The 23084-nt window shown below is 58.4% G+C and carries 27 protein-coding genes; 12 read left to right on the forward strand and 15 right to left on the reverse strand.

Translation table 11 applies throughout. From position 1 onward, the window contains the following. Positions 1-4: 4 nt before the first annotated feature. The 8 genes from AC2FIR_RS04230 to AC2FIR_RS04265 all read right to left on the reverse strand — a co-directional run bounded on the left by AC2FIR_RS04230 (position 5) and on the right by AC2FIR_RS04265 (position 5455). On the reverse strand, positions 5-811 hold the full coding sequence (locus AC2FIR_RS04230) for an ABC transporter permease (RefSeq protein WP_496744497.1): 807 nt from the start codon (positions 809-811) through the stop codon (positions 5-7). Next, on the reverse strand, positions 808-1695 hold the full coding sequence (locus AC2FIR_RS04235; protein WP_170616573.1) for an ABC transporter permease: 888 nt from the start codon (positions 1693-1695) through the stop codon (positions 808-810). The genes AC2FIR_RS04230 and AC2FIR_RS04235 overlap by 4 nt, the downstream gene beginning before the upstream one ends. Positions 1696-1777: 82 nt before the next feature. Beyond that, on the reverse strand, positions 1778-2527 hold the full coding sequence (locus AC2FIR_RS04240; RefSeq protein WP_170616571.1) for a transporter substrate-binding domain-containing protein: 750 nt from the start codon (positions 2525-2527) through the stop codon (positions 1778-1780). Between the two features lie 33 nt (positions 2528-2560). Beyond that, positions 2561-3337: an ABC transporter ATP-binding protein gene (locus AC2FIR_RS04245; RefSeq protein WP_170677584.1), complete on the reverse strand. Its 777-nt coding sequence runs from the start codon at positions 3335-3337 to the stop codon at positions 2561-2563. 125 nt (positions 3338-3462) lie between these two features. Next, entirely contained in the window at positions 3463-4215 is a 753-nt protein-coding gene (locus tag AC2FIR_RS04250; RefSeq protein ID WP_496744500.1) for a phosphate/phosphite/phosphonate ABC transporter substrate-binding protein, read from the reverse strand. After that, on the reverse strand, positions 4212-4649 hold the full coding sequence (locus tag AC2FIR_RS04255; RefSeq protein WP_170616564.1) for a tellurite resistance TerB family protein: 438 nt from the start codon (positions 4647-4649) through the stop codon (positions 4212-4214). The genes AC2FIR_RS04250 and AC2FIR_RS04255 overlap by 4 nt, the downstream gene beginning before the upstream one ends. Positions 4650-4669: 20 nt before the next feature. Then, positions 4670-5119 carry a tellurite resistance TerB family protein gene (locus tag AC2FIR_RS04260; protein WP_170616560.1) on the reverse strand — a complete coding sequence of 150 codons (450 nt, stop codon included), beginning with the start codon at positions 5117-5119 and terminating at the stop codon, positions 4670-4672. Between the two features lie 42 nt (positions 5120-5161). Beyond that, the gene (locus tag AC2FIR_RS04265; protein WP_496761960.1) at positions 5162-5455 is read right to left on the reverse strand and encodes a DUF1330 domain-containing protein; all 294 of its coding nucleotides are present in this window, start codon (positions 5453-5455) and stop codon (positions 5162-5164) included. 264 nt (positions 5456-5719) lie between these two features. Here AC2FIR_RS04265 and AC2FIR_RS04270 point away from each other — a divergent pair, with 264 nt between their 5' ends. Continuing rightward, positions 5720-6517 (forward strand): peptidoglycan-binding protein, encoded by a 798-nt coding sequence (locus AC2FIR_RS04270; protein ID WP_170616555.1) that lies wholly within the window; start codon positions 5720-5722, stop codon positions 6515-6517. Between the two features lie 47 nt (positions 6518-6564). Here the strand turns inward: AC2FIR_RS04270 and pyrG are convergent, their stop codons facing one another. Then, positions 6565-8208: a CTP synthase gene (gene pyrG / locus AC2FIR_RS04275; protein ID WP_170616552.1), complete on the reverse strand. Its 1644-nt coding sequence runs from the start codon at positions 8206-8208 to the stop codon at positions 6565-6567. 160 nt (positions 8209-8368) lie between these two features. Beyond that, positions 8369-8734, reverse strand: coding sequence for a preprotein translocase subunit SecG (gene secG, locus AC2FIR_RS04280; protein ID WP_170616550.1), 366 nt, complete (start codon positions 8732-8734; stop codon positions 8369-8371). A gap of 150 nt (positions 8735-8884) precedes the next feature. Here secG and nthA point away from each other — a divergent pair, with 150 nt between their 5' ends. The 5 genes from nthA to AC2FIR_RS04305 all read left to right on the forward strand — a co-directional run bounded on the left by nthA (position 8885) and on the right by AC2FIR_RS04305 (position 12256). Then, positions 8885-9499 (forward strand): nitrile hydratase subunit alpha, encoded by a 615-nt coding sequence (gene nthA, locus AC2FIR_RS04285; protein ID WP_480441957.1) that lies wholly within the window; start codon positions 8885-8887, stop codon positions 9497-9499. Then, complete coding sequence (gene nthB / locus AC2FIR_RS04290; RefSeq protein WP_170616546.1) at positions 9496-10173, forward strand: nitrile hydratase subunit beta; 678 nt, start codon at positions 9496-9498, stop codon at positions 10171-10173. The genes nthA and nthB overlap by 4 nt, the downstream gene beginning before the upstream one ends. Further along, positions 10170-10499, forward strand: a complete 330-nt coding sequence (locus AC2FIR_RS04295; protein WP_170616543.1) for a nitrile hydratase accessory protein — start codon at positions 10170-10172, stop codon at positions 10497-10499. The genes nthB and AC2FIR_RS04295 overlap by 4 nt, the downstream gene beginning before the upstream one ends. 219 nt (positions 10500-10718) lie before the next feature. Beyond that, a complete protein-coding gene (locus AC2FIR_RS04300; RefSeq protein WP_170616541.1) occupies positions 10719-12014 on the forward strand; it encodes an adenylosuccinate synthase in 1296 nt (431 codons plus the stop codon). Next, complete coding sequence (locus tag AC2FIR_RS04305) at positions 12014-12256, forward strand: DUF2842 domain-containing protein (RefSeq protein ID WP_496761962.1); 243 nt, start codon at positions 12014-12016, stop codon at positions 12254-12256. Before AC2FIR_RS04300 ends, AC2FIR_RS04305 begins: the two co-directional genes overlap by 1 nt. Before the next feature lie 128 nt (positions 12257-12384). Here AC2FIR_RS04305 and AC2FIR_RS04310 read toward each other — a convergent pair whose 3' ends face one another. Then, positions 12385-14010 carry a hypothetical protein gene (locus tag AC2FIR_RS04310; protein WP_496761964.1) on the reverse strand — a complete coding sequence of 542 codons (1626 nt, stop codon included), beginning with the start codon at positions 14008-14010 and terminating at the stop codon, positions 12385-12387. A 123-nt stretch (positions 14011-14133) separates the two neighbouring features. On the opposite strand from AC2FIR_RS04310, the gene AC2FIR_RS04315 reads away from it, so the two are divergent. Beyond that, the gene (locus tag AC2FIR_RS04315; RefSeq protein WP_496744507.1) at positions 14134-14841 is read left to right on the forward strand and encodes a thiamine diphosphokinase; all 708 of its coding nucleotides are present in this window, start codon (positions 14134-14136) and stop codon (positions 14839-14841) included. Here the strand turns inward: AC2FIR_RS04315 and AC2FIR_RS04320 are convergent. The 4 genes from AC2FIR_RS04320 to AC2FIR_RS04335 all read right to left on the reverse strand — a co-directional run bounded on the left by AC2FIR_RS04320 (position 14786) and on the right by AC2FIR_RS04335 (position 18331). Further along, positions 14786-15700 (reverse strand): DMT family transporter, encoded by a 915-nt coding sequence (locus tag AC2FIR_RS04320; protein WP_170616522.1) that lies wholly within the window; start codon positions 15698-15700, stop codon positions 14786-14788. The genes AC2FIR_RS04315 and AC2FIR_RS04320 overlap by 56 nt on opposite strands. 38 nt (positions 15701-15738) lie before the next feature. Then, positions 15739-16155 (reverse strand): GFA family protein, encoded by a 417-nt coding sequence (locus tag AC2FIR_RS04325; protein WP_170616520.1) that lies wholly within the window; start codon positions 16153-16155, stop codon positions 15739-15741. A 99-nt stretch (positions 16156-16254) separates the two neighbouring features. After that, on the reverse strand, positions 16255-17628 hold the full coding sequence (locus AC2FIR_RS04330; RefSeq protein ID WP_496744509.1) for an L-serine ammonia-lyase: 1374 nt from the start codon (positions 17626-17628) through the stop codon (positions 16255-16257). 1 nt (position 17629) lies between these two features. Further along, positions 17630-18331, reverse strand: coding sequence for a glutathione S-transferase family protein (locus AC2FIR_RS04335; protein ID WP_480907191.1), 702 nt, complete (start codon positions 18329-18331; stop codon positions 17630-17632). Positions 18332-18498: 167 nt separating this feature from the next. Here AC2FIR_RS04335 and rpiA point away from each other — a divergent pair, with 167 nt between their 5' ends. From rpiA to AC2FIR_RS04360, 5 genes are all read left to right on the forward strand, one after another. Then, positions 18499-19287: a ribose-5-phosphate isomerase RpiA gene (gene rpiA, locus AC2FIR_RS04340; protein ID WP_170806104.1), complete on the forward strand. Its 789-nt coding sequence runs from the start codon at positions 18499-18501 to the stop codon at positions 19285-19287. Positions 19288-19417: 130 nt separating this feature from the next. Further along, positions 19418-20776, forward strand: coding sequence for a glutathione-disulfide reductase (gor, locus tag AC2FIR_RS04345; RefSeq protein WP_496761966.1), 1359 nt, complete (start codon positions 19418-19420; stop codon positions 20774-20776). Between the two features lie 72 nt (positions 20777-20848). Then, positions 20849-21994: an FtsH protease activity modulator HflK gene (gene hflK / locus AC2FIR_RS04350; protein WP_170616510.1), complete on the forward strand. Its 1146-nt coding sequence runs from the start codon at positions 20849-20851 to the stop codon at positions 21992-21994. Continuing rightward, a complete protein-coding gene (gene hflC / locus AC2FIR_RS04355; RefSeq protein ID WP_170806106.1) occupies positions 21994-22872 on the forward strand; it encodes a protease modulator HflC in 879 nt (292 codons plus the stop codon). The genes hflK and hflC overlap by 1 nt, the downstream gene beginning before the upstream one ends. Continuing rightward, complete coding sequence (locus tag AC2FIR_RS04360) at positions 22872-23066, forward strand: DUF2065 domain-containing protein (protein WP_170616506.1); 195 nt, start codon at positions 22872-22874, stop codon at positions 23064-23066. The genes hflC and AC2FIR_RS04360 overlap by 1 nt, the downstream gene beginning before the upstream one ends. Positions 23067-23084 lie beyond the last annotated feature (18 nt).

A 23084-nucleotide genomic window follows, 5' to 3' on the forward strand; every position in this document is an offset into this window, starting at 1 on the left:
TTTGTTAACGCGCCAGATTCAGGCGAAGCCGCATTTTGGACCGTTTGGCCTGCGGCAGGTGCCGGTTCAGGTGCTTGTTCACCCTGCCGAAACCCCAGACGATCACCAGTGTCAGCAGGATGAAATAAAAGGCCAGAATCGGATAGGGGACAAATGGGTTGAACGTTTTGTCAGCAAAATAGCTGGCGTAGTACAACGCGTCTCCGCGTTGTTGCCAGGCCGGAAAGGCCGAGAAGAACACGAGCGTGGTTGCGTGGAACAAAAAGATCGCTTCGTTTGTATAGGCCGGCCATGCAAGGCGTAGCATTGTCGGCCAGACAACGCGGCGGAAACGGGACCACCCGGTCAGACCGTAAGCGTCGGCCGCCTCGATATCGCCCTTTGGGATCGAGCGCAGGGCGCCATAGAAGATTTCGCCCGTATAGGCGGCTGTGTTCAGGAACAGAACGATCAGCGCCCCAAGCCATGCCGAGGTCAAGGCATCAAACATAGGGTAGGATTTCTTCAGGGACAGGAAGAAGAAATAGGCAAAGAAGAACTGGATGAACAGCGGCGATCCCCGGAAGATGAAGATGAACCACTCAGACGGTTTGCGCAGCCATTTGTTGGTGGACGACTTGCCGACGGCCAGTGCGGTGGCCAGAAAGAACCCGGTCGCCAGCGCCATCAGGCCGAAATAGACGTTCCAGATCATCCCCGATCCGATCAGGGTGAACTGTTCGCACAAGGTAAAATCGTTGCGCGGCAGCAGGCGCTCGCCGAGGCCGATGGAACGCAGGGCATAGTCCTGGATGGTTTGCAGGCAGCTCATGCGGTGGTCTCCTTGCGCAGCAATTCTCCGCCGGATGTTGCCTGACCGTGCGACAGTCGCCGCATCAGTCGTTCAAGCCCGATTTCGGATACTCGGGTCATGCCCAGATAGAAAAGCAGGAGGAACAGGAAATACCACATGCGCCAGTCACCATGCGGGTATTGCGTGAATTTCGACGTCTTGGTGCCGCCCAGTTCGCGCGCCCAGTAGACGATATCCTCAATCCCCAGCAGGAACAGCAGGGGCGTAGCCTTGATCAGCACCATCCACAGGTTCGACAAGCCAGGCAGGGCATAGACCCACATTTGCGGAACAAGGACGCGCCAGAAGGTCTGGCGGCGGGTCATGCCATAGGCCTCGGCGGTCTCAAGCTGGGCGTGCGGCACGGCGCGCATCCCCCCAAACAGAACGTTGGCGGCAAATGCACCGAATACGATCGAGAATGTGATGATGGCCAGAAAAAACCCATAGGTTTCATGCACCCATTCCGGCGAAGTGCCCAACGGCAGCTTGGCAGCCTGACAGACGATGAAATCGTTGCCCTGTCGAATCGGATCGGTCCAGTCGGGGCAGAAGACCTTGTGGCGGGTCCATTCGAATGCCTGATCCAGTGCAATCACGAAGAACAGGAAAAACGCGATGTCGGGTACGCCCCGAACGATGGCGATATACCCCTTGCCCAGCCAGCTGAGCGGTGGGAAATGTGACCGGGCGGCCATGGCTCCAGCGAAACCAAAGCTCAGCGCGACAGGGGCGGTTACGGCCAAAAGGGCCAGTACCTTGACGAACGAAAGATAAAACGACCAATGCACGCCATTGGTCAGATAGCAGGAAAACCAGCGGAAAGTGCCGAGCGTGTCGGGATCGGTACAGTAGGAGAACATAAGGCGTCTTTCGAACGTCGGATCCGGCGCGGGGCCAAGACAGGTTCGGCGCCAAGAGGCGCCGAACCATCAGACAGAGTTTTTAGTTGGTAACGACCGAGCCGTCCGCGTTGTACGTCGGAACGCCTTCGCCGAACCACTTGATGATCAGCTCGTTCAGGCTGCCATCCGCCTTCATCGAAGTAATGGCTTCGTCGAACTTGCCGCGCAGCTCGCCGTCGGATTCACGGATACCGAGACCGATGCCGCCGCCAAGGGGAACATCGTCGCCGACAAATACCAGTTCACCGCTGGATTCTTCGACGATCGGCACCAGGAAGTCCTTGTCTGCAAATACCGCGTCAGCCTCGCCGTTGCGAACCGCAGCGATGGTTTCTTCAGGGGTTGCAAACTCGACGAGGGTTGCGCCGGACTCGGCCACGTGGCCGGCCTGGATCGTTGCGGTTTGTGCCGCAACGATGCCGCTGCTTACGTCAACACCTTCGGATGCCCCGACATAAGCCGATGCCGCCGGAGGGAAGTAGTTCTGGGTGAAGTCGATAACCTCATCACGCTCATCGGTGATCGACATGCCCGCGATGATGGTGTCGTAGTTGCCCGAAACCAGGTTCGGAATGATCGAATCCCAGTCGTTCTTGACCCATTCGCATTCCAGACCGGCGCGCTTACACAGTTCATCGCCGACTTCGCGCTCGAACCCGTCGATCTCGCCGGAGTCATTGATGAAGTTATACGGAGGGTAGGCGCCCTCGGTCCCCATGCGGACGGTGTCGGCCATTGCCATGCCTGCGGTCAGCGCCAGTGCTGCAGTGGTCAGAATCAGGTTTTTCATTGGTTACTCCCCATTAGTGATTCTATCGATCAGTTAAGCCGCCTTGGTGGCGGAGAGAAAGCCCCGAAGCCGTTCGGATTCCGGGGTGGTAAAGATATCTTCGGGCAGGCCTTCTTCTTCGATAAGGCCCTGATGAAGAAAGACAACGTGGCTGGAGATGTCAGCAGCCATCTTCATGTCGTGGGTTACGATGATCATGGTGCGGCCCTCGGCGGCCAGATCCTTGATCACCTTGATGACTTCCTGCTCCAATTCGGGGTCCAATGCCGAAGTGGGTTCGTCAAACAGCAGCGCCTCGGGTTCCATGCACAGTCCGCGCGCGATAGCTGCGCGCTGTTGCTGACCGCCCGACAGTTGCGCCGGATAGACGTCACATTTGTCGCCGATACCCACTTTTTCCAGGTATTTGCGCGCGCTGTCTTCAACCTCGGCCTTGTCGCGGCCCAGAACGGTTACGGGTGCTTCCATCACGTTTTGCAGAATGGTCATGTGGGACCAAAGGTTGAATTGCTGGAATACCATCGACAGGTTGGTCCGGATGCGCAGGACCTGTTTGGGGTCTGCAGGCCGGCGATGATGGCTGTCGCCACTCCAGCGAACCGGCTCACCCTTGAACAGGATTTCGCCCTCCTGACTGTCTTCCAGGAGGTTGCAGCACCGCAGCAGGGTCGACTTTCCGGAACCGGAGGATCCGATGAGCGAAACAACATCCCCGCGCCTGGCTGTAATATCCACCCCCTTCAGCACCTCCAGATGCCCGAAGCTTTTGTGAAGGTTCTTGATCTCGATAACGGGAGTGGAATCTGTCACGGGTCGTCCAGTTGTTGTGAGTGTTAGTGCGGTAATAGGGCGCAAAATGTTGAGCAATGCAATGCGCAAATAACATGTTCCCATCGGGAAACGACCAAATTGAACAATTCAGCTGTTCAATTTGTTCAGTCGTGCGACCCGAACGCTTGCGGGGCCGGGGGCGTGGAAACCGCCAGGTAGCGCTCGGCCGGGATGTCGACCAAACCGTTGATGTGTAGTGCCTGGCGGTCGGCATCCGACAAACGGTTAATGGCCGTTCTGACAGCCCCGGCGATGCGGCCGGCGTCTTGCCCAAGGGCAGTTATGTAGGGCAGCGTCGGTGTCGGTTCCGTTCTTGCAACCTCGCGCAGTTGCGATCCCAGTTCTGTGTGTTCCCTGACCAGCGTCCAGGTCAGCAGGTCGAGAGAAGCATAGTCGGCCCGTCCGTCCGCGACCGCGTTTGCGGAGCGCGCGTGGCCGCCGGTTTCAAGCAACTTACCCGGGCGCAGGCCCAAAGCGGATAGATGAGTAACAGGTGCGGACCACCCAGATTGGGACAACGCCTCGTTATAGGCGAAGATGCCGGTCGCCAATTCGGACAAGGGGCGTGTGTCATCGGTGCGGGCCACAAACACGGAGCAGTAATAGCCGGTTGGGCAGTCGGGCAAGCCATAATCGGGCGTGCCGACCAGTTGCACTTTTCCGTGCAGGCTTGTGCGGTAGGGCATTCCGCAGGTTTGCGACAAAACCAGATCGGGGTCTTGCCAGACCTCCCAGAAATCCTGGTCTCGGGTCAGGTGCGTCGGGCCGAACCCAAGTTCCGCACGAATCAAGCTCCAGAACCGGTCATTGGCCGCGTGAAGCGCGGGCATGTCGTACATGCCCAACATCGCCGTCACGATTTGGCAGCCTTTTGTCTGGCTAGCGCGGAGTCCACGTCGCTGACACCCAGAAGACTGACCACTAATCGCAGAAGCGAATCCTCTTCTCCCGAGCGCTGCCCATCGGCAAGAGCCACGGACCACATTGCCTGAACGACGGCCAGTCGGTCGTCATAGGCGACGGCTTCCTTGATGGCGCGGGTAAAGCGCACGGTGTCGGGTGCCTCGCTTTCAAGGTCTTCCGCGCGGGCACGAAGACCGGCGGCCTCGAAAGGGGACAGGCCGTAGCGTTCCGCCGAAATCCGGTCGATCCGGGCCATTTCAGAGTCTGCATAGTCGTTGTCGGACCGCGCGATACGAACCAGCAAGGCGGTCAGCGCCAATCGGGCATCGTCTTCGGCAAGCGGGTCGGGCTGAGGCTGGGAAAGCCGTGACAGAAAATCCTTGAACATGAGAGAGATATAGATCCGGTTTATTCAGCTTCCAAGCGTGACAGCACCCGTTCGCGGGCAATCTGGCTGTCCTTGAAGCTAAGGCCCATGGCAATCCGGGCCTCTTCCACGATTTTCATTTCACCTTCGTCAGAGTTGCCATCGGCCAGCACGATCTCCCACAAGGCATCCAAAGCCGCCAACCGTTCTTTCAGGTCTGTTGTTTCGCGGATCAGCTTGCCGAATGTGTCGGTGTCGGGGGCTGCGGCATGCAGCTTTTCGCAAGTTGCCCGCACTTTTGCAGCCTCGATCGCGTTGTGCTGGTAGAGGCGGGCCAAAATCCTGTCGATCAGGCTGATTTCTTCAAGCTTATAATCCCGATCCGCCTGTGCCACCCGCACCATCAGGGCCCCAAGAGCCAGTTCGGCATCCGGGTCGGGCAGGGTCGTCTGCTGGGGTGGGCGAAAGGCCTGAAAAAGCTTTTTTAGCATGAGCGCAGCTTATCCCATATTTTGTAGGTCGCCAAGCGTGGACTACCCGTCATAGCCCTGAACAATCACCAGATCGCTGGTCGCGACCGGGTCACGCAAAGCCTTGGCACGTTGATAGGCGTCGCTATCATAACAGGCCAGCGCGTCCTCATAACTTGGAAATTCAATCACGACCGTACGCGACCGCGAGGTGCCTTCCTTGATTTCGTATTCACCACCGCGGACCATGAACTTTGCCCCATAGGCGTGAAAAGGTTCGGCGATTGCCGCAATGTAGTTTTTGTAGGTTTCAATGTCGTCCACATCGACGTGAGCAATCCAGTATCCTTTGGTCATAACTTGCCCTCTGATTCACGCTAAACGTGGCCTGATTGTGTGGCACATGGCAATCCCGCAAATGACGAAAACCACCCTTCGGAGTTTATTTGCCGGATTTGCCCGATTTGCGGAAATCGTGTATGCATAATGATGCATTAGACAAAGCAATTTTCGCCTCACGTATTCAGCGGAGCGTTGCTACGATTAAGTCTCTTTTTGAGAAACTGGCGCGGGCCGGACACGCTTTGATGTTGTGAGATGCGGTATTTCAGGAGGTCAGAAATGGTTAAGCCCAAGAAAGTTGTCGACATACCGAAAAAGATCAACAAAGGGCTAAGCTCTGCCAAGCGGTCCACAATGTTGGCTATCCTTGGCATGCCGCGGCCTGTGCTGGACAACAAGTGCCGAGGGATTGCAGGAAACGACAAGCTCAAATCGCTGATGGTCACAGACGACGTGGGGCCGTTCAAAGCGACCGGCCTGAAACCCGCTATTGCTTCGCTGCGCGGCGTTATGGCGGATGTGAAAGATGCTCATCCAGAAGTGTTCAAAACCCTCGGGAGTTCGGGGATGCTGTGTGTCCGAAAAATCAAGAACAGCAACAATCCGTCCAATCATTCATGGGGTTGCGCAATCGACATCAATATCGAAGGTGCATTGGATGGTATCGGTGTCAAAGGGGGAACCGCTGGTAAGGACGGCAAGACACTGGCGGGCCTTGCCGCGATGGCACCGTTTTTCAACGCGGCTGGCTGGTTCTGGGGCGTGGGTTTCAGCAGTTTCGAAGATGGAATGCACTTCGAGATTGCGGACGAGACCATACGCAAGTGGCACAAGGACGGAGTTTTGGGAGAGGCGATTTCAAACCGGACCGTCCCCAACGCAAACCTTTCCATTGGCGATATCGGGGCCGAAGTTCAGGAACTGCAAAAGCGGCTGGCTGAGTTGGGTTACGACATTATTGCGGATGGTGAATTCGGCCAGATCACGCATGCAATTGTGATTGATTTCCAGGCAGAAAACGGTCTGGAACCGGACGGGATCGTCGGGCCCAAGACTCGCAAAGCACTGAAGCTCTGAATGGTGCAGTAGCCGGGCGCTGTTCAGCGCCCGGTCAGTCTGTTGTGTCAGACCAGGCGCGACGTTTCCTTGGCCGCGCGCACGAAATCGCGGAACAGCGGATGCGGGTCAAACGGCTTAGATTTGAGTTCTGGGTGGTATTGCACCCCGATGAACCACGGGTGATCCGACCATTCGACAATTTCCGGAAGACGGCCGTCAGGTGACATGCCCGAGAAGTTCAGGCCCGCCTTTTCAAGCTTGTCCCGGTACTTGATGTCCACTTCATAGCGGTGACGGTGGCGTTCCTCGATATTGGTGTTGCCGTAGACCTCGGCCACTTTCGATCCTTCGGCCAGCACTGCGTTGTATGCGCCCAGACGCATGGTGCCGCCTTTGTCGTCACCGACTTTGCGTTCGATCTTGTGGTTGCCCTGCACCCACTCTTTCAGATGGTAAACCACGGGTTCAAAACGTTTCTTCCCGGCCTCGTGGTCGAACTCCTCAGAGCCCGCCTCGGTGATGCCGGCGGCGTTCCGCGCCGCTTCGATGACGGCCATCTGCATGCCCAGACAAATACCCAGATAGGGCACCTTGTGCTCGCGGGCATATTGCGCGGCCTTGATCTTGCCTTCTGTCCCGCGCTCTCCAAATCCGCCGGGGACAAGGATGGCATGGTAGCCTTCCAGATAGGGCGCGGCATCCTCGGTGTCGAAGATTTCCGCATCAACCCATTCAATCTTCACCTTCACCCGGTTCGCCATTCCGCCATGGGTTAATGCTTCGGCGATGGACTTATAGGCATCTTCCAACTGAGTGTACTTGCCGACGATGGCAACCTTCACTTCGCCTTCGGCGTTGTGGATGCGATCGCTGACATCTTCCCATTTCGCGAGATCCGGTTTGGGGGCCGGGCTGATCTGGAACGCATCCAAAACGGCCTGATCCAGCCCTTCATGGTGATAGGCCAATGGCGCGTCGTAGATCGTGGACAGGTCTTGCGCCGCGATCACGCTGTCCGGGCGCACGTTGCAGAACAGGGCGAGCTTCTCTCGCTCTTTCTGCGGAATCGGACCTTCGGAGCGGCAGACCAGAATGTCGGGGGCCAGCCCAATGGAACGCAGTTCTTTCACCGAGTGCTGGGTTGGCTTTGTTTTCAGCTCACCGGAGGCCTTTATATAGGGCAGCAGCGTCAGGTGCATGAAGATGCACTGGCCGCGTGGTTTGTCCTGGCTGAACTGGCGGATGGCTTCGAAAAAGGGCAGGCCTTCGATGTCACCAACAGTGCCGCCGATCTCGCACAGCATGAAATCGACCTCATCCTCGCCGATGGCGATGAAATCCTTGATTTCGTTGGTAACGTGCGGGATCACCTGAATGGTCTTGCCAAGGTAGTCGCCACGGCGCTCTCTCTCGAGCACATTGGAATAAATTCGCCCCGAACTGACCGAGTCGGTTTTTCGGGCGGCAACACCGGTGAAACGCTCATAGTGACCAAGATCCAGATCGGTTTCGGCCCCGTCATCGGTGACGAAAACTTCGCCATGTTCAAACGGCGACATCGTGCCGGGATCGACGTTCAGATAGGGATCCAGCTTGCGCAGACGCACCGAATATCCCCGGGCCTGCAACAGCGCGCCCAAGGCCGCCGACGCCAGTCCTTTGCCCAAGGACGAAACCACACCACCAGTGATGAAAATAAATCGCGCCATGTTTTTTCGGCTGCTCCCGTGAGACGTCAAAATCAGCTGCCCGGCGGTTCCGAAAAACCGCTGCATCACGGGACTTCACGTATAAAGGATTCGCGCCAATAGCGCAAGAGAACCGCAAGATGCTGTTGCAGTTCTCTTTCAGGTTTCTAGGTCTAGTGAATCAGTCGGCTTGCGGAATCAGCGGCGCGTTGTCGCCCTGCGCCGGCGGCAGAAGATCATCCGCCGACGGAACCGCTGGTGTGCTGTCTTCTGTTGCGGCCGGTGCCGGAACGCCCAGACGATCGATCACCGAACTGCCCGAGGATTTCTGAGCCGCCAGAATGGTCAGCGTGATCGAGGTTACGATAAAGCATGCCGCCAGGATCCATGTCAGCTTGCCCAGTGCGGTTGCAGCCGCACGACCGGTCATGGCGCCACCACCACCCCCGCCCATGCCAAGGCCGCCGCCTTCGGACCGCTGCATCAGGACGACGGCGATCAGGCCCAGAGCCAAAAGAAGATGGATGATGAGAACGACGTTTTCCATGGTGGTCCTGTACAGCGTGGCGTGTATCGCGTGGTATCTATGCAAGTTTGATGCTGGGGGCAAGGGAGGAGTTGGCATCAAGAACCCTGATGCTTCAGATCACGTCAAAGGGACTGGACAGCAGGGCTTTTCCTCGCGCAGGCTGCGGCCATGCCACATGATGATCACGATCACCCGCACGCCCTTTTGCCGCCTGAACCCGCGCTTCGCGTTAAGGCACTTGAGACGATTCTGACACGCAAGGGTCTGATCGACCCGGCCGCGCTGGATGAGATAATAGATACGTATCAGAACAGGATCGGCCCTCAGAATGGTGCCCGCGTTGTCGCCAAGGCGTGGAGCGATCCGGCTTTCAAGGCCGCGTTGCTGGAAGATGCCACGCCGGTTGTGGCCGAACTGGGATACTACGGACGGCAGGGTGAACATATGGTGGTGGTGGAAAACTCGCACGATCAGCACAATATGGTCGTCTGTACATTGTGCAGCTGTTACCCTTGGCCGCTGCTTGGAATACCGCCGGGCTGGTACAAGTCGGATGCCTACCGGGCGCGTGCAGTGCGAGAACCTCGCAAGGTACTGGCAGATTTTGGCGTGACGCTGCCCGATAACACATCGGTCCGGGTTTGGGATTCCACGGCCGAGGTTCGATACCTTGTACTGCCGATGCGTCCGCAGGGAACGGAGGGGTTAGGCGAAGACGAACTCGCCACGCTTGTCACGCGGGACAGTATGATCGGGACCGGATTGCCGAAGGTGCCGGCATGACTCGCGTGCACGACATGGGTGGACGTTTCGGCGACGGACCGGTTCGCCCCGAGCCCGAGGACGGCCCTGTATTTCCCGAAGACTGGCACGCCCGGGCGCTGGCGCTGACCCTGGCAGCCGGATCACTGGGACAGTGGAACATCGACATTTCCCGCCACGCACGGGAACGCCTGTCGCCCAAGGATTACACCCGGTTCTCGTACTATGAAAAGTGGATCTCCGCCCTTGCCGATTTGTTGGTGGAGCGCGGCATCCTGACGCCTGATGACCTGCAGGGGAACCCGTCTGAAAGCCCACATCCGTTGGCAGGCAAGGCCATGAAGGCCGAAGCAGTGGCCCGTGTACTATCCAGTGGTGGTCCCGCCGATCGTCCGTCGGATATTCCGGCCAGGTTCGTGGCAGGCCAGGACGTCGTTACCTCGCATCTGGCGGCCAATCGTCTTGTGGACGGCGGTCACACGCGTCTGCCCATCTATGCCGCCGGTGCAAAGGGGCGCATTCTGAGACTGCACGGAACGCATGTTTTTCCCGATTCAAACGCACACGGTCTGGGAGAAGCCCCTGAACCGCTTTACGCAGTGGTCTTCCCCGCATCTGAACTCTGGGCCAACCCGGAACACCCGAGGGATGAGGTGGTTTTGGACGTCTGGCAGAGCCATCTGGAACCCGCATGAGCACCTGTCTGACACATTCGGCACCTCAGCCCGTTTTTGACCAGCCATGGCACGCACAGGTCTTTGCGATAACCATGGCCCTGAACGAAACCGGTCGGTTCGGTTGGTCAGATTGGGTCGCCAGGTTTTCGGCGACCTTAAGAAAACATGGGCTGAGCAAAGAGTTGGATGGCGGAGATGATTATTTTCACGCCTGGCTCGAAACGCTGGAGGCGCTGTTGGCAGAGCATGGTGATGCTGCCCCGGATGAACTCCTGTTGCTGCGACACGCTTGGGAAGACGCCTATCTGACGACGCCTCATGGTGAGCCCGTTTGCCTCAGGTAAGGGTGAGGGGGCGCTGCCCCCGCCGCCCACCGGGCGACTCCCCCGGGATATTTCGGGCCAGAAGAACAAGGGATCCGGACTTCATCTGGCCCAAAAAAAATCCCCGCCGGAGGCATCGCGCGCAGCGCGATTTGCGGATGCGTCGAATTACCTGTTTCCCTGCTGCTGTCACCTCGCTATACGAGCCGGGTTTGATAAATCAGCACAAAAGGACCTGGTATGGCCAATGTGGTTGTTGTCGGAGCCCAGTGGGGCGACGAGGGAAAAGGCAAGATCGTCGACTGGCTCAGCGAACGGGCGGACGTGATCGCGCGTTTTCAGGGCGGGCATAACGCCGGTCATACTTTGGTTATCGATGGCGAAGTCTACAAGCTTCATGCGCTGCCATCCGGTGTTGTGCGCGGCGGCAAGCTGAGTGTCATCGGCAATGGCGTGGTTCTGGATCCGTGGCATCTGGTCAAAGAGATCGAAACGGTCCGGGCACAGGGTGTCGATATCACGCCCGATACACTGATGATCGCAGAAAACACACCGCTGATCCTGCCGATCCATGGTGAGCTGGACCGTGCGCGCGAAGAGGCTGCAAGCAAGGGTACCAAGATCGGCACAACCGGGCGCGGTATCGGGCCGGCATATGAAGACAAGGTCGGTCGCCGTTCGGTCCGTGTTGCGGACCTGGCGGATGAGGCAACACTTGAAGCCCGAGTTGACCGGGCGTTGCAGCATCACGACCCGCTGCGCAAAGGCTTAGGGATCGAACCGGTCGATCGCGACGGTCTGATCGCGCAGCTCAAGGAGATTGCGTCGCAGATTCTGCCGTTTGCCGCCCCGGTCTGGAAGGTGCTGAATGAAAAGCGCAAGGCGGGCAAACGTATTCTGTTCGAAGGGGCGCAGGGCGCCTTGCTGGACATTGATTTCGGAACCTATCCCTTTGTGACCTCGTCCAACGTGATCGCAGGGCAGGCTGCAACCGGGGTCGGCATCGGCCCGGGGTCCATCGATTTTGTGCTGGGTATCGTCAAAGCTTATACGACGCGCGTGGGCGAGGGGCCGTTCCCGACGGAACTGGAGGATGATGACGGTCAGCGCCTTGGTGAGCGTGGCCACGAATTCGGCACGACCACCGGCCGTAAGCGCCGGTGCGGTTGGTTTGACGCTTGCCTGGTGCGCCAGACCTGCGCGACCAGCGGTGTGAACGGTATTTCGCTGACCAAGCTGGATGTTCTGGATGGTTTCGAGACGCTCAAGATTTGCGTGGGTTACGAACTGGATGGCGAGCGCCTGGATTATCTGCCCACGGCGGCAGATCAGCAGGCGCGCTGCAAGCCGATTTATGAGGAAATGCAGGGCTGGAGTGAATCGACCGAAGGAGCGCGCAGTTGGGCGGACTTGCCAGCCAATGCGATCAAATACGTTCGCCGTGTCGAAGAACTGATCGAATGCCCTGTCGCCCTGTTGTCCACCAGCCCGGAGCGGGAAGACACCATTCTGGTGACAGACCCGTTTGCCGACTGATGAGCGACGAACACAAAACCGGCCTGAGCTACAAAGCGCGCCGCCGCTGGTCTCTGATTATTCTGCTGGTTGGCTTGCCTGTTTATGTTGTTGCCGTGGTGACGGTTGTGAACTGGCTAGATCGTCCGCCAATCTGGCTGGAACTGCTGGTTTACATCGTGCTTGGCATCTTGTGGGCATTGCCGTTCAAGTTCGTTTTCCGTGGTGTTGGCAAAGAAGACCCTGACCAGGGATCACGTTAGCCACGCTGGCTAAAGCGGGCGTGTTGGAACGACGCAAGCGTACGCGTCTTCCGGTTCATTCCCAGATACGCAAACAGAAAAAGGCCGGAGGTGTCCTCCGGCCTTTTTCTGACTAAACCTTTTGCGGATCAGCCCGCTGCGCGCTCGTCGCTGGGGCGAAAACCGATCTGGTTCGAGGCGGCAAAGCGGCCTCCGCCAGCCTTTTCGATTTTTCCATCCCGCAACAATTGACCGAACGAACGCAGGCTTTCTTCGCGGTTGAATTCGTCCTGCTTGAGGGACCGGACCTTGTTCATCAATTGCGGGCGCGAGAACTGTTCCTGACCCTCGATAAAGGACAGGTATGCAGCGGCGGCTTCCAGCAAATCAGGTAATGACTGAGCGCCCTGTTCCTGGGCGAACGTTGCGAAACCACCTTCGTCAGCAGACTTTTCTTCTTGCGGGGTGGTGACGCGGCGGGGCGTGACAGGGCCAGATTCGTTTTGCTGATTGTCGATGCGCTGTTCCGCCACCAGTTTGAGCGGTGCAGCGGCATCGGATTCCGGACGCATGCTGGTGACCTGAATTTCCGGGCGGCGCGGGCTGACGACCGACGCCAGATCACCCCGGTATTCCTGATCCGGAGCTTTCTCGGCCGAGTCGCCCTTTTCTTTACGCTCGGCTTCGGTGGCCGCAACTGCGGTGCGCAGGTGCGAATATGTCTCGCGCTGATCATTTGCAGCCGGGTCATCAAGTTGTTCGTCGGCTTTGTCCATCAGGCGGGACACGTCCAGATCGAGGCTCAAATGATCATTCGGTTTTTGGTCTTCGGCCCGCTGCGCCAGTTCTGCCTCGACGGCCGAGATCTCGTCCAGCAGTGCAACTTCATCTTCGGCAGTCAGGAGAAGCTTGTTGTCTTCCGCTGTTTCCTCTTGCGCCTCGGCTGCTTCGGATTCCTCTTCCTGCTCTGCCACGTCTTCTTCGCTGAGGATGTTTACGATCTCGTCTTCTTCGGCTTCTGCTTCCGGCTGTTCGTCTTCCGTCAGATCATCAAGGTCCGAAAACAGTGCGTCCGCTGCCGGAGCTTCAGCCTCGTCTTCAAACTCTTCGGATACAATAGGCTCCGGTGCGGGAACAGGTTCTGGAGCGGCGGGTGGGGTTGCCGCTTCGGGTGCAGGCATCGAGACGGGGGTCACGGGCTCGATGTCTGCCGGGTTCAGCGCACCCGCCTCAAAGGCTGCGGCCACGGCGTCAACCGGGGCGGCACCACCTTTCAGCAAGGTGCTGTCTTCGTCTTCCGAGTATTCGACAGGATTGTCAGTCGAGTGCGAAACCACCGCGCGGATCCGCTGAAGTTTGGCGGCGATGCTGTCAGCAGGGGGGGCTGGCGCAGCATCGAAGGGTTCGGCAGTGGCAACGGGTTGCGCTGGTTGCGGTGTATTGACGACGTTGAGATCGGGGGCACTGATGGTTGGTTCCTGTGCTGGCGGCGTTGCGGGCGTGGCGATCGTGGCTGAACTTTCGGTTGCGCGCAGCAGCAGGCCAGTGTCGCTCTGTCTGGCTTCCACACGTTTCGAGGCGTCCCGCTGTGCGATCCGGGTCAGCATTTCGGCGTCAGGCTGTGGCGGTTCCGAGCCGAAGTATCGATCATCTGCTGCAAGGTCGCGAAAGTACTCGGCAATCGCTTTCATCGTTTCAAACGAATCGTCAAAGCCTTCTAATGTGCAGGAGAAGGTTCCATAAGAAACGGTCAATACCTTGTTATTCTGTACCATCAGACGCACGTCCTTTACAAACTACCTGAACCAATTCGCCCGGAATCAGGCACACGTATTGGTTCGAAACTCTCTATATGAACCTATCATTTTGTGGTCTGAATGTGTCCAAATCCGGGAAAAATGATCAATCTTAGAAAAAATGCGCCGATTGTGCGGTCGTCCGAGCCAATCTTACTGGTTGGTGGAGGGCAAATCGGGCCCGATGATCTGAATCTGGCGCTGAATCGCGCCAATTTGGCCGTTGCAGCGGATGGTGGTGCGACGGTTCTCAGGGAATCGGGGCGTATTCCGGATGCCGTCATCGGTGATTTCGATTCGCTTTCCGCATCAGACCTTGAAGAGATACCGGCGGACCGCCTGTTTCCCATACCTGAACAGAACAGCACGGATTTCGACAAGGCGCTGCGCAATATCGAAGCCCCGGTGGTCTTGGGCGTTGGCTTTCTGGGCGGGCGTCTGGATCACCAATTGGCGGTCCTCAGCGTACTGATCAAGCGTCAGGACCAATCTTGCATCCTGCTGGGAGAGCACGAGGTCGTGTTTCACGCGCCGCCCAAGGTTTCCCTGAACTTGCCGAAGGGGAGCGTGGTATCCCTGTTTCCCTTGCAAAGAGTGACAGGACGCTCGCAAGGGCTGGAGTGGCCGATCGATGATCTGGTTCTGGAGCCGGACGGTCAGATCGGCACGTCCAACCGGGCGGTATCCGAAGTCACGTTGCAGATGAATGGCCCGGGTCTGGTTGCAATGGTTCCCCGCGGCGCGCTGGATCAGGTCATGCAGGCGTTTCTGTCGGAGCAGACCGGGCGCTGGCCCGCTCGCGCAGAATGACGTAAAGACCTGCCGCCATCGTGATGCCGATCCCCAATGCGGCGATGCCGTTGGGCAGGTCGTGAAAGATCAGCCAGCCGAACACGGTCGCAACCGGGATTTCCAGATACTGCATTGGCGCCAGTGTTGCTGATGGGGCATAGCGTAACGACCAGGTCATCAACAGGTGGGCGACGGTGCCCAGAACACCGATACCCAAAAGCAGCCAAACCGCGTCTTTGTCAGGCAGGCTGAACTTCAGTTCCGGAACGTCAATGGCGCTTCCTAGGGTCAGCACAGGCAGCAGGATCAGCGTTGCCATCGCGCCCGAGACAGCCTGGAGCGAAACCGGATCGGTTTCCTTGGCGATCTGCCGCGTGACAAGCATGAACAGCGCAAACACCACGGCCACGATCAGCGGCAGCAGGGCAGGTGCTCCGACCTGAGCGAAGCTGGGCTGAATGACGAGAAGCGTACCGGCAAACCCAACGACACAGGCCAACAATCGCCTTATGCCAACCTCTTCATCCAGAACGAACCTGCCCAGAAGCAGCATGATGAAGGGCATAACGAAGGCGATAGCGATGGCATCGGCCAGCGGCAGGAATTGCAAGGCACTGAACATCGCTGTGATGCCAAGGATGTGCAGACCGGTCCGGATCACGGTCAGTTTCAGAATACGCCCCCGCAGACGCCAAGGACGACCTGTGAGGGCGACCAGAGGGATCAGGATCAGTGCCTGCACGGCAAACCGGGTGAAGACCAGTATGCCGATCGGAGTTGTCTCACCCAACAGTTTGGCCATGGCATCACCCAGCGGGGCGAGCATGCAAAAGCCAAGCATCAGAATGATGCCGAGTACGGGTCGGTCCTGAGTCATGTTCGCGACGCTAACGATTTGCTGCGGACGGGGAAAGGTCAGCTTTCCGGAAGCGGTTGGTATTTGGTGTAATCGGGTCCGATGCAGCAGGGCAGGCCGTCATTCAGCTTGAGCCAGCTGAGTTTCTCTTCATGGGCGACGTGCAGGGTAGGCCGCAAAGCCTCGGGATCCTCAAGTGCGGCGACGTACATATGCATCACGTCGGACATAGACTGCGAGCGAAAGGACATTGGTGTGCCGCAATGCGGGCAAAAGCTGCGTTCCACGCCCGGAGAGGAATGAAACGTCTTTGGTGTTTCACCTGTCCAGCGCCATTGGCTGTCCCGGATGCCGAAATAGGCGGTCATCGGGGCCGAGCATTGCCTGCGGCAGCTTTCGCAGTGGCAGGTGACACAGGACAAAACAGGTGGACTGACTTCAAAGCCGACCTTTCCGCAAAGACAACGTCCACGCATGAAACACCTTCCTTTCAGGAACAGATTTGCACCGCTTTTGGTGCAAATCCATCCAGAAAACGCGGAAATACGGACGCGTTGCGACGTCGCCCGTTTGCCTCAGCAGTTTGGAACATTGACGGCCAGGCCGCCCAGAGACGTTTCCTTGTAGCGTTCGTGCATGTCGTGCCCGGTCTGGCGCATGGTTTCAATGACCGAATCCAGGGGGACGAAATGTTTACCATCGCCGCGCAGCGCCAGCGAGGCCGCTGAAACCGCCTTAATCGCACCCAGACCGTTCCGTTCGATACAAGGCACCTGAACAAGTCCGGCAACCGGGTCGCATGTCATTCCCAGGTGATGCTCCAGCGCGATCTCAGCAGCGTTTTCGACCTGTTCGGGCGTGCCGCCCATCACTGCGCACAAACCGGCGGCCGCCATCGCCGAGGCGCTGCCAACCTCGGCCTGGCATCCGGCTTCCGCGCCCGAGATCGAAGCATTGAATTTGACTAGCCCGCCAATCGCGGCCGCCGTCAAAAGGAAATCTTCCACATGGCTTTCGGACGCGCCGGGTACGTGATCCAGATAGTACCGCAAAACGGCAGGCAGAACGCCTGCGGCCCCATTGGTGGGTGCCGTGACCACCTGGCCCCCGGCAGCGTTCTCTTCGTTGACGGCCATGGCGTAAACGCTCATCCAGTCGTTGATCGTGTGCGGAGCGTTCAGATTCATGCCACGCTCGGCCACCAGTGCGTCATGGATGCCTTTGGCACGGCGGCGAACCTTGAGGCCACCGGGCAGAATGCCATCTGTGACCAGTCCACGTTCGATACAGTCATTCATCACCTGCCACAGGCGCGCGGTGCCCTTGGCAAAACTGTCCGCGCATCCACGCGCGATTTCATTCGCGCGTTTCATGTCCGCGATGCTTTTGCCGCTGGAACTGGCCATCTCGAGCATCTCGACCGCAGTTTTGAAAGGAAACGGCACCGGATCACCTTCATCCGTTGCCTTGCCCTCGGCCAGTTCTTCTTCGGTCAGGACAAACCCGCCGCCGATCGAGTAGTAGACCTGCCTGAGGATCACATCGCCCTGCGCGTCTGTGGCCATCAGGATCATACCATTGGCGTGGCCTGGCAGGTTGTTTTCATAGTCGAACACCAGATCCGATTTGGGATCGAACTTCAGCGTCGGAAGCCCTTCCGGCGTGACAGTATTCGAGTCGGATATGGCGGCCAGCGCTTCTTCGGCCTTGTTGTTGTCATAGGTGTCCGGAACAAACCCGGCCAGCCCGAGGATCGTAGCGCGGTCGGTCGCGTGGCCTACACCTGTGAATGCCAGTGAGCCATGCAATGACCCCCGAAGCCCCGAGAATTCGAACGGCGAGGCGCGCATCAGGTCCAGAAAGCGGGCCGCGGCAACCATTGGTCCCATGGTGTGGGACGAGGACGGGCCGATGCCCACTTTGAACATATCGAAGACAGATAGAAACATATCAGGTAGCAGAGCCTTCTGGTGGTGTAGCGTATGATGGTGCAGTAAACGGTGCAACTCCCAGCCCTTCCGCTGCGATTGCTGCGCGCGTTGCGGGGCGGGCTTCCAGTTGCAGCAAAAGCTGCCTCAGATGAGGAGTGTTAGTCAGTTGAAACCAGCTGCGATCGGCCTCGGCCGGATACAACGCCATCCATCGCATCATGCAGGCGATGTAGTATGACAGGGCTGACGGTTGGTCTGATCCAAACCAGCCCGGCGTGTCCTTCGCCTGCTTTTCGAGGATTGAAAGATGTCGTTTCAGGCGGGTCCGGATACCAGCCCGCAGCGCTTCTGTCTGCGCCGCCTCGATGTACTTCTCGGCATAGAACAAAATGCGCAGGTCGGCGTGCAGCGTGTTCGACGCAAAAAAAAGCCATTTCAGATACGCCGCGCGGTCCGGATGTTGCGGAGCTGGCGCGAGTTGCCCGTGTGTATCGGTCAGCCACAGCAAAATGGCTGCAGTTTCAAAGATCGGTCCCTGCGGCGTCTCCAAAACAGGGATAAGGCCGTTGGGGTTCAGTTGCTTATAGGCAGCACTGTTTTGTGCATCACGGGTCCGATCGACCAATGCGGTCTCATAAGGCAAACCCATCTCCTCCAACGCCAGTCGGATCACCAGCGAGGCGTTGTCGGGGGCGTAATGCAGGCGGTAGCGCGGTTCCATAATGCATATCTATTACGCACCTTTCCCGCAGGACGCGCCGATTGCGACGTTTCCAATAGGAAACGCGTATTTTCGCGACAAGGCGCCCTGGTGAATTGGCGTTTTGGGTCTCGAAGTTGAGTGTGGCATTTCGTATAAGGCCCGCAGCAACTTGGGGGAAAGCTGCCATGACAGGGGATCTGTCGCCCATCGACAAGGCGAAATATGTAGCCGCGCACCGTGCCGCGGAAATGGTTCAGGACGGCATGCGTGTCGGATTGGGAACCGGATCAACGGCCGCCTGGCTTGTGCGTCGGCTCGGCGAACGGGTGCAAGAGGAAGGGTTGCGGATCAAGGGCGTGCCCACTTCAACCCGCACGGCACAGCTGGCACGTGAAGTCGGGATCGAAGTCGTCTCTCTGGATCAGGCGGGGTGGCTGGACCTGACCATAGACGGCGCAGATGAATTTGACGGCGAATTGAACCTGATCAAGGGCGGCGGCGGTGCGCATCTTCAGGAAAAGATCGTGGCAACGGCCAGCGATCAGATGGTGGTCATCGCCGATGCAGGCAAAGAGGTTGAAACCCTGGGGGCATTTCCATTGCCGGTCGAGGTGATCCCATTTGGCTGGCAAACCACGCGAACCCTGATCGAGGAAGCGCTGGATACGATGGATGTGCTTGGTACCTCGGCTGCGCTGCGAATGAACGGCCAGGCCCCTTTTGTCACTGATGAGGGCAACCACATTCTGGATCTGCATCTGCAACGCATCGGAAATGCCCGTCAGTTGGCGCTGGTGCTGAACCAGGTTCCCGGAGTGGTCGAGAACGGGTTGTTCATCGATATTTGCGACAAGGTCGTAATTGGCCACGGTGACGGGCGGGTTGAACTGCGCGACATCAACGAAGGAACCCTGGAACTGGACCAGTTGGCCGATGGCGACAGGGACAATCTGTTTTCGGACCTCTCTGATTGAAAATTGCGGCTGGATTTTTTTGCAAATGGCGAGAGAGAAACCCGAATTCCTGATCCTTAGGGGTTGGCAGACGATTTTCCGCGCCCAGATATCCAGAACCCTTCAGGCAAACTGAACAAAGGAACCCGGTATGAGCTTTGACTATGATCTTTTCGTTATCGGTGGCGGCTCGGGCGGGGTCCGTGCAGCACGCGTGGCCGCTGGTGAGACCGGCGCCAAGGTGGCGCTGGCGGAAGAGGATCGGTATGGCGGAACCTGTGTGATCCGGGGCTGTGTTCCAAAAAAGCTGATGGTTTTCGCCAGCGAGTTTTCCGGCATGGTAGACGATGCGCAGGCCTATGGATGGGATGTTCAGCCGGGTGCGCTAGACTGGAATACATTCCATGGCAAACTGGTGGCGGAACTGGACCGGCTGGAAGGTATCTATCGCAACATTCTGAAAAACAACGGTGTCGAAAGCTTTGACCAGCGCGCCACTGTGGTCGATTCCCACACGGTTGAGCTGGCGGATGGGACACGCAAGACGGCCAAGCACATCCTGATCGCCACCGGCGGACGCCCTGTGGTGCCCGAATTTCCGGGCTCTGACCTAGCGATCACATCAAACGAAATTTTCCACCTCGACAAGCTGCCCGAATCCATCCTGATCGTTGGTGGCGGCTATATCGCCAGCGAGTTTGCCGGGATCATGAACGGGATGGGGGTCAAGACCACCCAGTTCTATCGCGGTGCGCAAATCCTGCGTGGCTTCGATGAAGAAGCGCGTGGTTTGATCTGCGAAGAGATGCGCCAGAACGGCATCGATGTGCGCCTTGGCACCAACGTGCTGGAGATGACCAAGGAAGATGACAAGATCCGGGTAAAGGCCACTGACGGCACTGAAGATCGGTTCGATGTTGTCATGTACGCGACTGGCCGGGCTCCGAATGCGGATAATCTGGGGCTTGAGGCACTGGGCGTCGAACGGGGTCGCAAGGGCGAGATTGTGGTGGATGAGTACAGTCAGACCGGCGTGCCCTCGATCTATGCCATCGGTGATGTAACTGATCGCGTGAACCTTACGCCGGTCGCCATTCGCGAGGGCATGGCCTTTGTGGAAACTGTGTTCAAAGGCAACCCGACCCCGGTTGATCATGAACTGATCCCGACGGCGATCTTCACGCAACCGGAATTCGGAACCGTCGGACTAAGCGAGGAAGAGGCTGCGGCACAGGAGCCGGTCGAAGTTTACGCGACATCCTTCAAGCCGATGCAGAAAGCCTTCGCCGGCGGCACGCAGCGGGTATTGATGAAACTGATCGTCAGCCAGGCGACCCGCAAGGTGCTGGGCTGTCACATCGTAGCACCAGGTGCGGGCGAGATGATTCAACTGGCCGGGATCGCCGTCAAAATGGGCGCGACCAAAGAAGATTTCGACCGTACGGTTGCGGTTCATCCGGTAATGGCGGAAGAACTTGTTACAATGCGGCAACCTGTGCGCACTGCTTGATTTGCAACCGCGCGCACACAAGTTACAAGGGACCCCGTGATCACACGGGCCTAAACGAAGGAATAGACACATATGGCGGGCAACAGCGGCGGCCCCTGGGGGGGCGGAGGCTCCTCGGGCGGCGGAGGAAATCGGGGTAACAACGGTGATGGGCGCAAGCCCCCCGAAGGAGATGGCCCGCAGATCCCCGAGATCGACGAGCTGATGAAGAAAGGCCAGGAGCAGCTGCGCGTGCTGATGGGTGGTCGTGGCGGCGGTGGCCGTGGCGGCAACGGTCAGGGCGCAGGTGGCGGTGGCCCGGTCTTCACCAAAGGCACGGTGGTTATTGGCGCTCTGGTCGCAGTAGGCCTTTGGGCGGCTGCCAGCTTCTATACCGTAAAACCGGAAGAACAGTCGGTTGAGTTGTTCCTGGGTGAATTCTCGGCCGTTGGGAATCCGGGTCTGAACTTTGCACCCTGGCCGGTTGTGACCGCCGAGGTTATTCCGGTTACCCGCGAACAGACCGAGGATATGGGCGGCACGCGCGGCAGTGATGATGGTCTGATGCTGACCGGCGACGAAAACGTGGTGGATATCGACTATCAGGTCGTTTGGAACATCAACGATCCCGCCAAATTCCTGTTCAACCTGCGCGATCCACGCCAGACAATTCGCGCGGTGTCGGAATCGGCGATGCGGGAAATCATCGCGCAAAGCGAACTGGCCCCGATCCTGAACCGCGACCGGGGTATCATCGCTGATCGTTTGCAAGAATTGATCCAGGCGACGATGGACAGCTACGACTCGGGCGTGAACATCATTCGTGTGAACTTCGACAAGGCCGACCCGCCGCAGGACGTGATTGCTTCGTTCCGCGACGTTCAGGCGGCCGCGCAAGAGCGTGACCGCCTTCAGAACGTCGCCGACGCCTATGCGAACCGCGTACTCGCCGAGGCGCGCGGTGAAGCCGCACAGGTTCTGGAAGAAGCCGAAGCCTACCGAGCCCAGCAGATCAACAGTGCGATGGGTGAAGCCAGCCGCTTCAGCGCGGTTCTGGAAGAGTATTCCAAAGCCCCGGATGTAACCCGCAAACGTCTGTACCTTGAACGGATGGAACAGGTTCTGGGTGACGTGGACAAGATCATTCTGGACGAGAACTCGACCGGGCAGGGGCAGGGCGTTGTGCCGTATCTGCCGCTGAACGAGCTGCGCCGTAATCAGGCCGAGGGGAGCAACTGATGCGTAAGTCACCCATTATTCTGATCGTTCTCGTCATCCTGGTCGTTGCCGGACTGTCGTCGATCTTTATCGTCGACGAACGTGAACGCGCCCTTGTTCTACGTTTTGGACGGGTCGTAAACGTCAAGGAAGAGCCAGGCCTTGCGTTCAAGCTGCCGGTTTTCGACGAAGTGGTGCGTTATGACGACCGCATCCTTTCGATCGACGTGCAGCCGCTTGAGGTGACACCATTGGACGATCGCCGCCTTGTGGTCGATGCTTTCGCCCGTTATCGGATTGCCGATCTGAACCAGTTCCGTCAGGCCGTTGGTGTCGGTGGCGTTCCAGTGGCCGAGGATCGTCTGGACCGTATCCTGCGCGCTGAAACACGCGAAGTTCTGGGTTCGGTTTCGTCGCGCGACATCCTGAGTTCGGACCGTGCTGCCCTGATGCTGCGCATCCGCAACAGCGCGATTGCCGAAGCGCAGGCGCTGGGCGTTAACGTGATCGACGTGCGCCTAAAGGCCACCGATCTGCCGCAGGCGAACCTTGAGGCTACGTTCGACCGGATGAAAGCCGAGCGGGAGCGTGAAGCCACTGACGAACGCGCCCGTGGTAACGAAGCGGCCCAGCGTGTACGCGCGCAGGCTGACCGGACCGTGGTCGAACTGGTCTCGGACGCCAACCGTGAAGCCGAGATCATTCGTGGTGAAGCTGACGCTGAACGCAACGCGATTTTCGCCGAAGCCTTTGGCAAGGATCCGGAGTTTTTCGAGTTCTATCGCTCGCTTTCCGCATATGAGCGCGCGCTGGGCGGCGGCAACAGTTCAATGGTGCTGAGCCCGGACTCGGATTTCTTTAATTACCTGAAATCGCCTACAGGTCAGGGCGGCCGGTAATGGGTATGATCCTTCTGGCCTTCGGGCTGGTGCTGATTGTCGAGGGGCTGGCCTATGCGCTGGCCCCTTCGCTTATCGAACGGATGCTGGAAACCCTGCGGACCCTGCCCGAGCAGGCACGGCGAATTACGGGTCTTTTGTGCGTGATCAGCGGGCTGATCCTTCTGTGGGGTGCCTATCAGCTGGGCTTTTGAGCAGGACATCTCACTTGC

It is taken from the genome of Ruegeria sp. CDSB136 (genome assembly GCF_059610965.1).

What these genes read in the sequence shown, in the direction of transcription:
- AC2FIR_RS04230 (WP_496744497.1), bottom strand. Translation starts at nt 811, where the DNA reads ATGAGCTGCCTGCAAACCATCCAGGACTATGCCCTGCGTTCCATCGGC.
- AC2FIR_RS04235 (WP_170616573.1), bottom strand. Translation starts at nt 1,695, where the DNA reads ATGTTCTCCTACTGTACCGATCCCGACACGCTCGGCACTTTCCGCTGG.
- AC2FIR_RS04240 (WP_170616571.1), bottom strand. Translation starts at nt 2,527, where the DNA reads ATGAAAAACCTGATTCTGACCACTGCAGCACTGGCGCTGACCGCAGGC.
- AC2FIR_RS04255 (WP_170616564.1), bottom strand. Translation starts at nt 4,649, where the DNA reads ATGTTCAAGGATTTTCTGTCACGGCTTTCCCAGCCTCAGCCCGACCCG.
- AC2FIR_RS04260 (WP_170616560.1), bottom strand. Translation starts at nt 5,119, where the DNA reads ATGCTAAAAAAGCTTTTTCAGGCCTTTCGCCCACCCCAGCAGACGACC.
- AC2FIR_RS04265 (WP_496761960.1), bottom strand. Translation starts at nt 5,455, where the DNA reads ATGACCAAAGGATACTGGATTGCTCACGTCGATGTGGACGACATTGAA.
- AC2FIR_RS04270 (WP_170616555.1), top strand. Translation starts at nt 5,720, where the DNA reads ATGGTTAAGCCCAAGAAAGTTGTCGACATACCGAAAAAGATCAACAAA.
- pyrG (WP_170616552.1), bottom strand. Translation starts at nt 8,208, where the DNA reads ATGGCGCGATTTATTTTCATCACTGGTGGTGTGGTTTCGTCCTTGGGC.
- secG (WP_170616550.1), bottom strand. Translation starts at nt 8,734, where the DNA reads ATGGAAAACGTCGTTCTCATCATCCATCTTCTTTTGGCTCTGGGCCTG.
- nthA (WP_480441957.1), top strand. Translation starts at nt 8,885, where the DNA reads ATGCCACATGATGATCACGATCACCCGCACGCCCTTTTGCCGCCTGAA.
- nthB (WP_170616546.1), top strand. Translation starts at nt 9,496, where the DNA reads ATGACTCGCGTGCACGACATGGGTGGACGTTTCGGCGACGGACCGGTT.
- AC2FIR_RS04295 (WP_170616543.1), top strand. Translation starts at nt 10,170, where the DNA reads ATGAGCACCTGTCTGACACATTCGGCACCTCAGCCCGTTTTTGACCAG.
- AC2FIR_RS04300 (WP_170616541.1), top strand. Translation starts at nt 10,719, where the DNA reads ATGGCCAATGTGGTTGTTGTCGGAGCCCAGTGGGGCGACGAGGGAAAA.
- AC2FIR_RS04305 (WP_496761962.1), top strand. Translation starts at nt 12,014, where the DNA reads ATGAGCGACGAACACAAAACCGGCCTGAGCTACAAAGCGCGCCGCCGC.
- AC2FIR_RS04310 (WP_496761964.1), bottom strand. Translation starts at nt 14,010, where the DNA reads ATGGTACAGAATAACAAGGTATTGACCGTTTCTTATGGAACCTTCTCC.
- AC2FIR_RS04315 (WP_496744507.1), top strand. Translation starts at nt 14,134, where the DNA reads ATGATCAATCTTAGAAAAAATGCGCCGATTGTGCGGTCGTCCGAGCCA.
- AC2FIR_RS04320 (WP_170616522.1), bottom strand. Translation starts at nt 15,700, where the DNA reads ATGACTCAGGACCGACCCGTACTCGGCATCATTCTGATGCTTGGCTTT.
- AC2FIR_RS04325 (WP_170616520.1), bottom strand. Translation starts at nt 16,155, where the DNA reads ATGCGTGGACGTTGTCTTTGCGGAAAGGTCGGCTTTGAAGTCAGTCCA.
- AC2FIR_RS04330 (WP_496744509.1), bottom strand. Translation starts at nt 17,628, where the DNA reads ATGTTTCTATCTGTCTTCGATATGTTCAAAGTGGGCATCGGCCCGTCC.
- AC2FIR_RS04335 (WP_480907191.1), bottom strand. Translation starts at nt 18,331, where the DNA reads ATGGAACCGCGCTACCGCCTGCATTACGCCCCCGACAACGCCTCGCTG.
- rpiA (WP_170806104.1), top strand. Translation starts at nt 18,499, where the DNA reads ATGACAGGGGATCTGTCGCCCATCGACAAGGCGAAATATGTAGCCGCG.
- gor (WP_496761966.1), top strand. Translation starts at nt 19,418, where the DNA reads ATGAGCTTTGACTATGATCTTTTCGTTATCGGTGGCGGCTCGGGCGGG.
- hflK (WP_170616510.1), top strand. Translation starts at nt 20,849, where the DNA reads ATGGCGGGCAACAGCGGCGGCCCCTGGGGGGGCGGAGGCTCCTCGGGC.
- hflC (WP_170806106.1), top strand. Translation starts at nt 21,994, where the DNA reads ATGCGTAAGTCACCCATTATTCTGATCGTTCTCGTCATCCTGGTCGTT.
- AC2FIR_RS04360 (WP_170616506.1), top strand. Translation starts at nt 22,872, where the DNA reads ATGGGTATGATCCTTCTGGCCTTCGGGCTGGTGCTGATTGTCGAGGGG.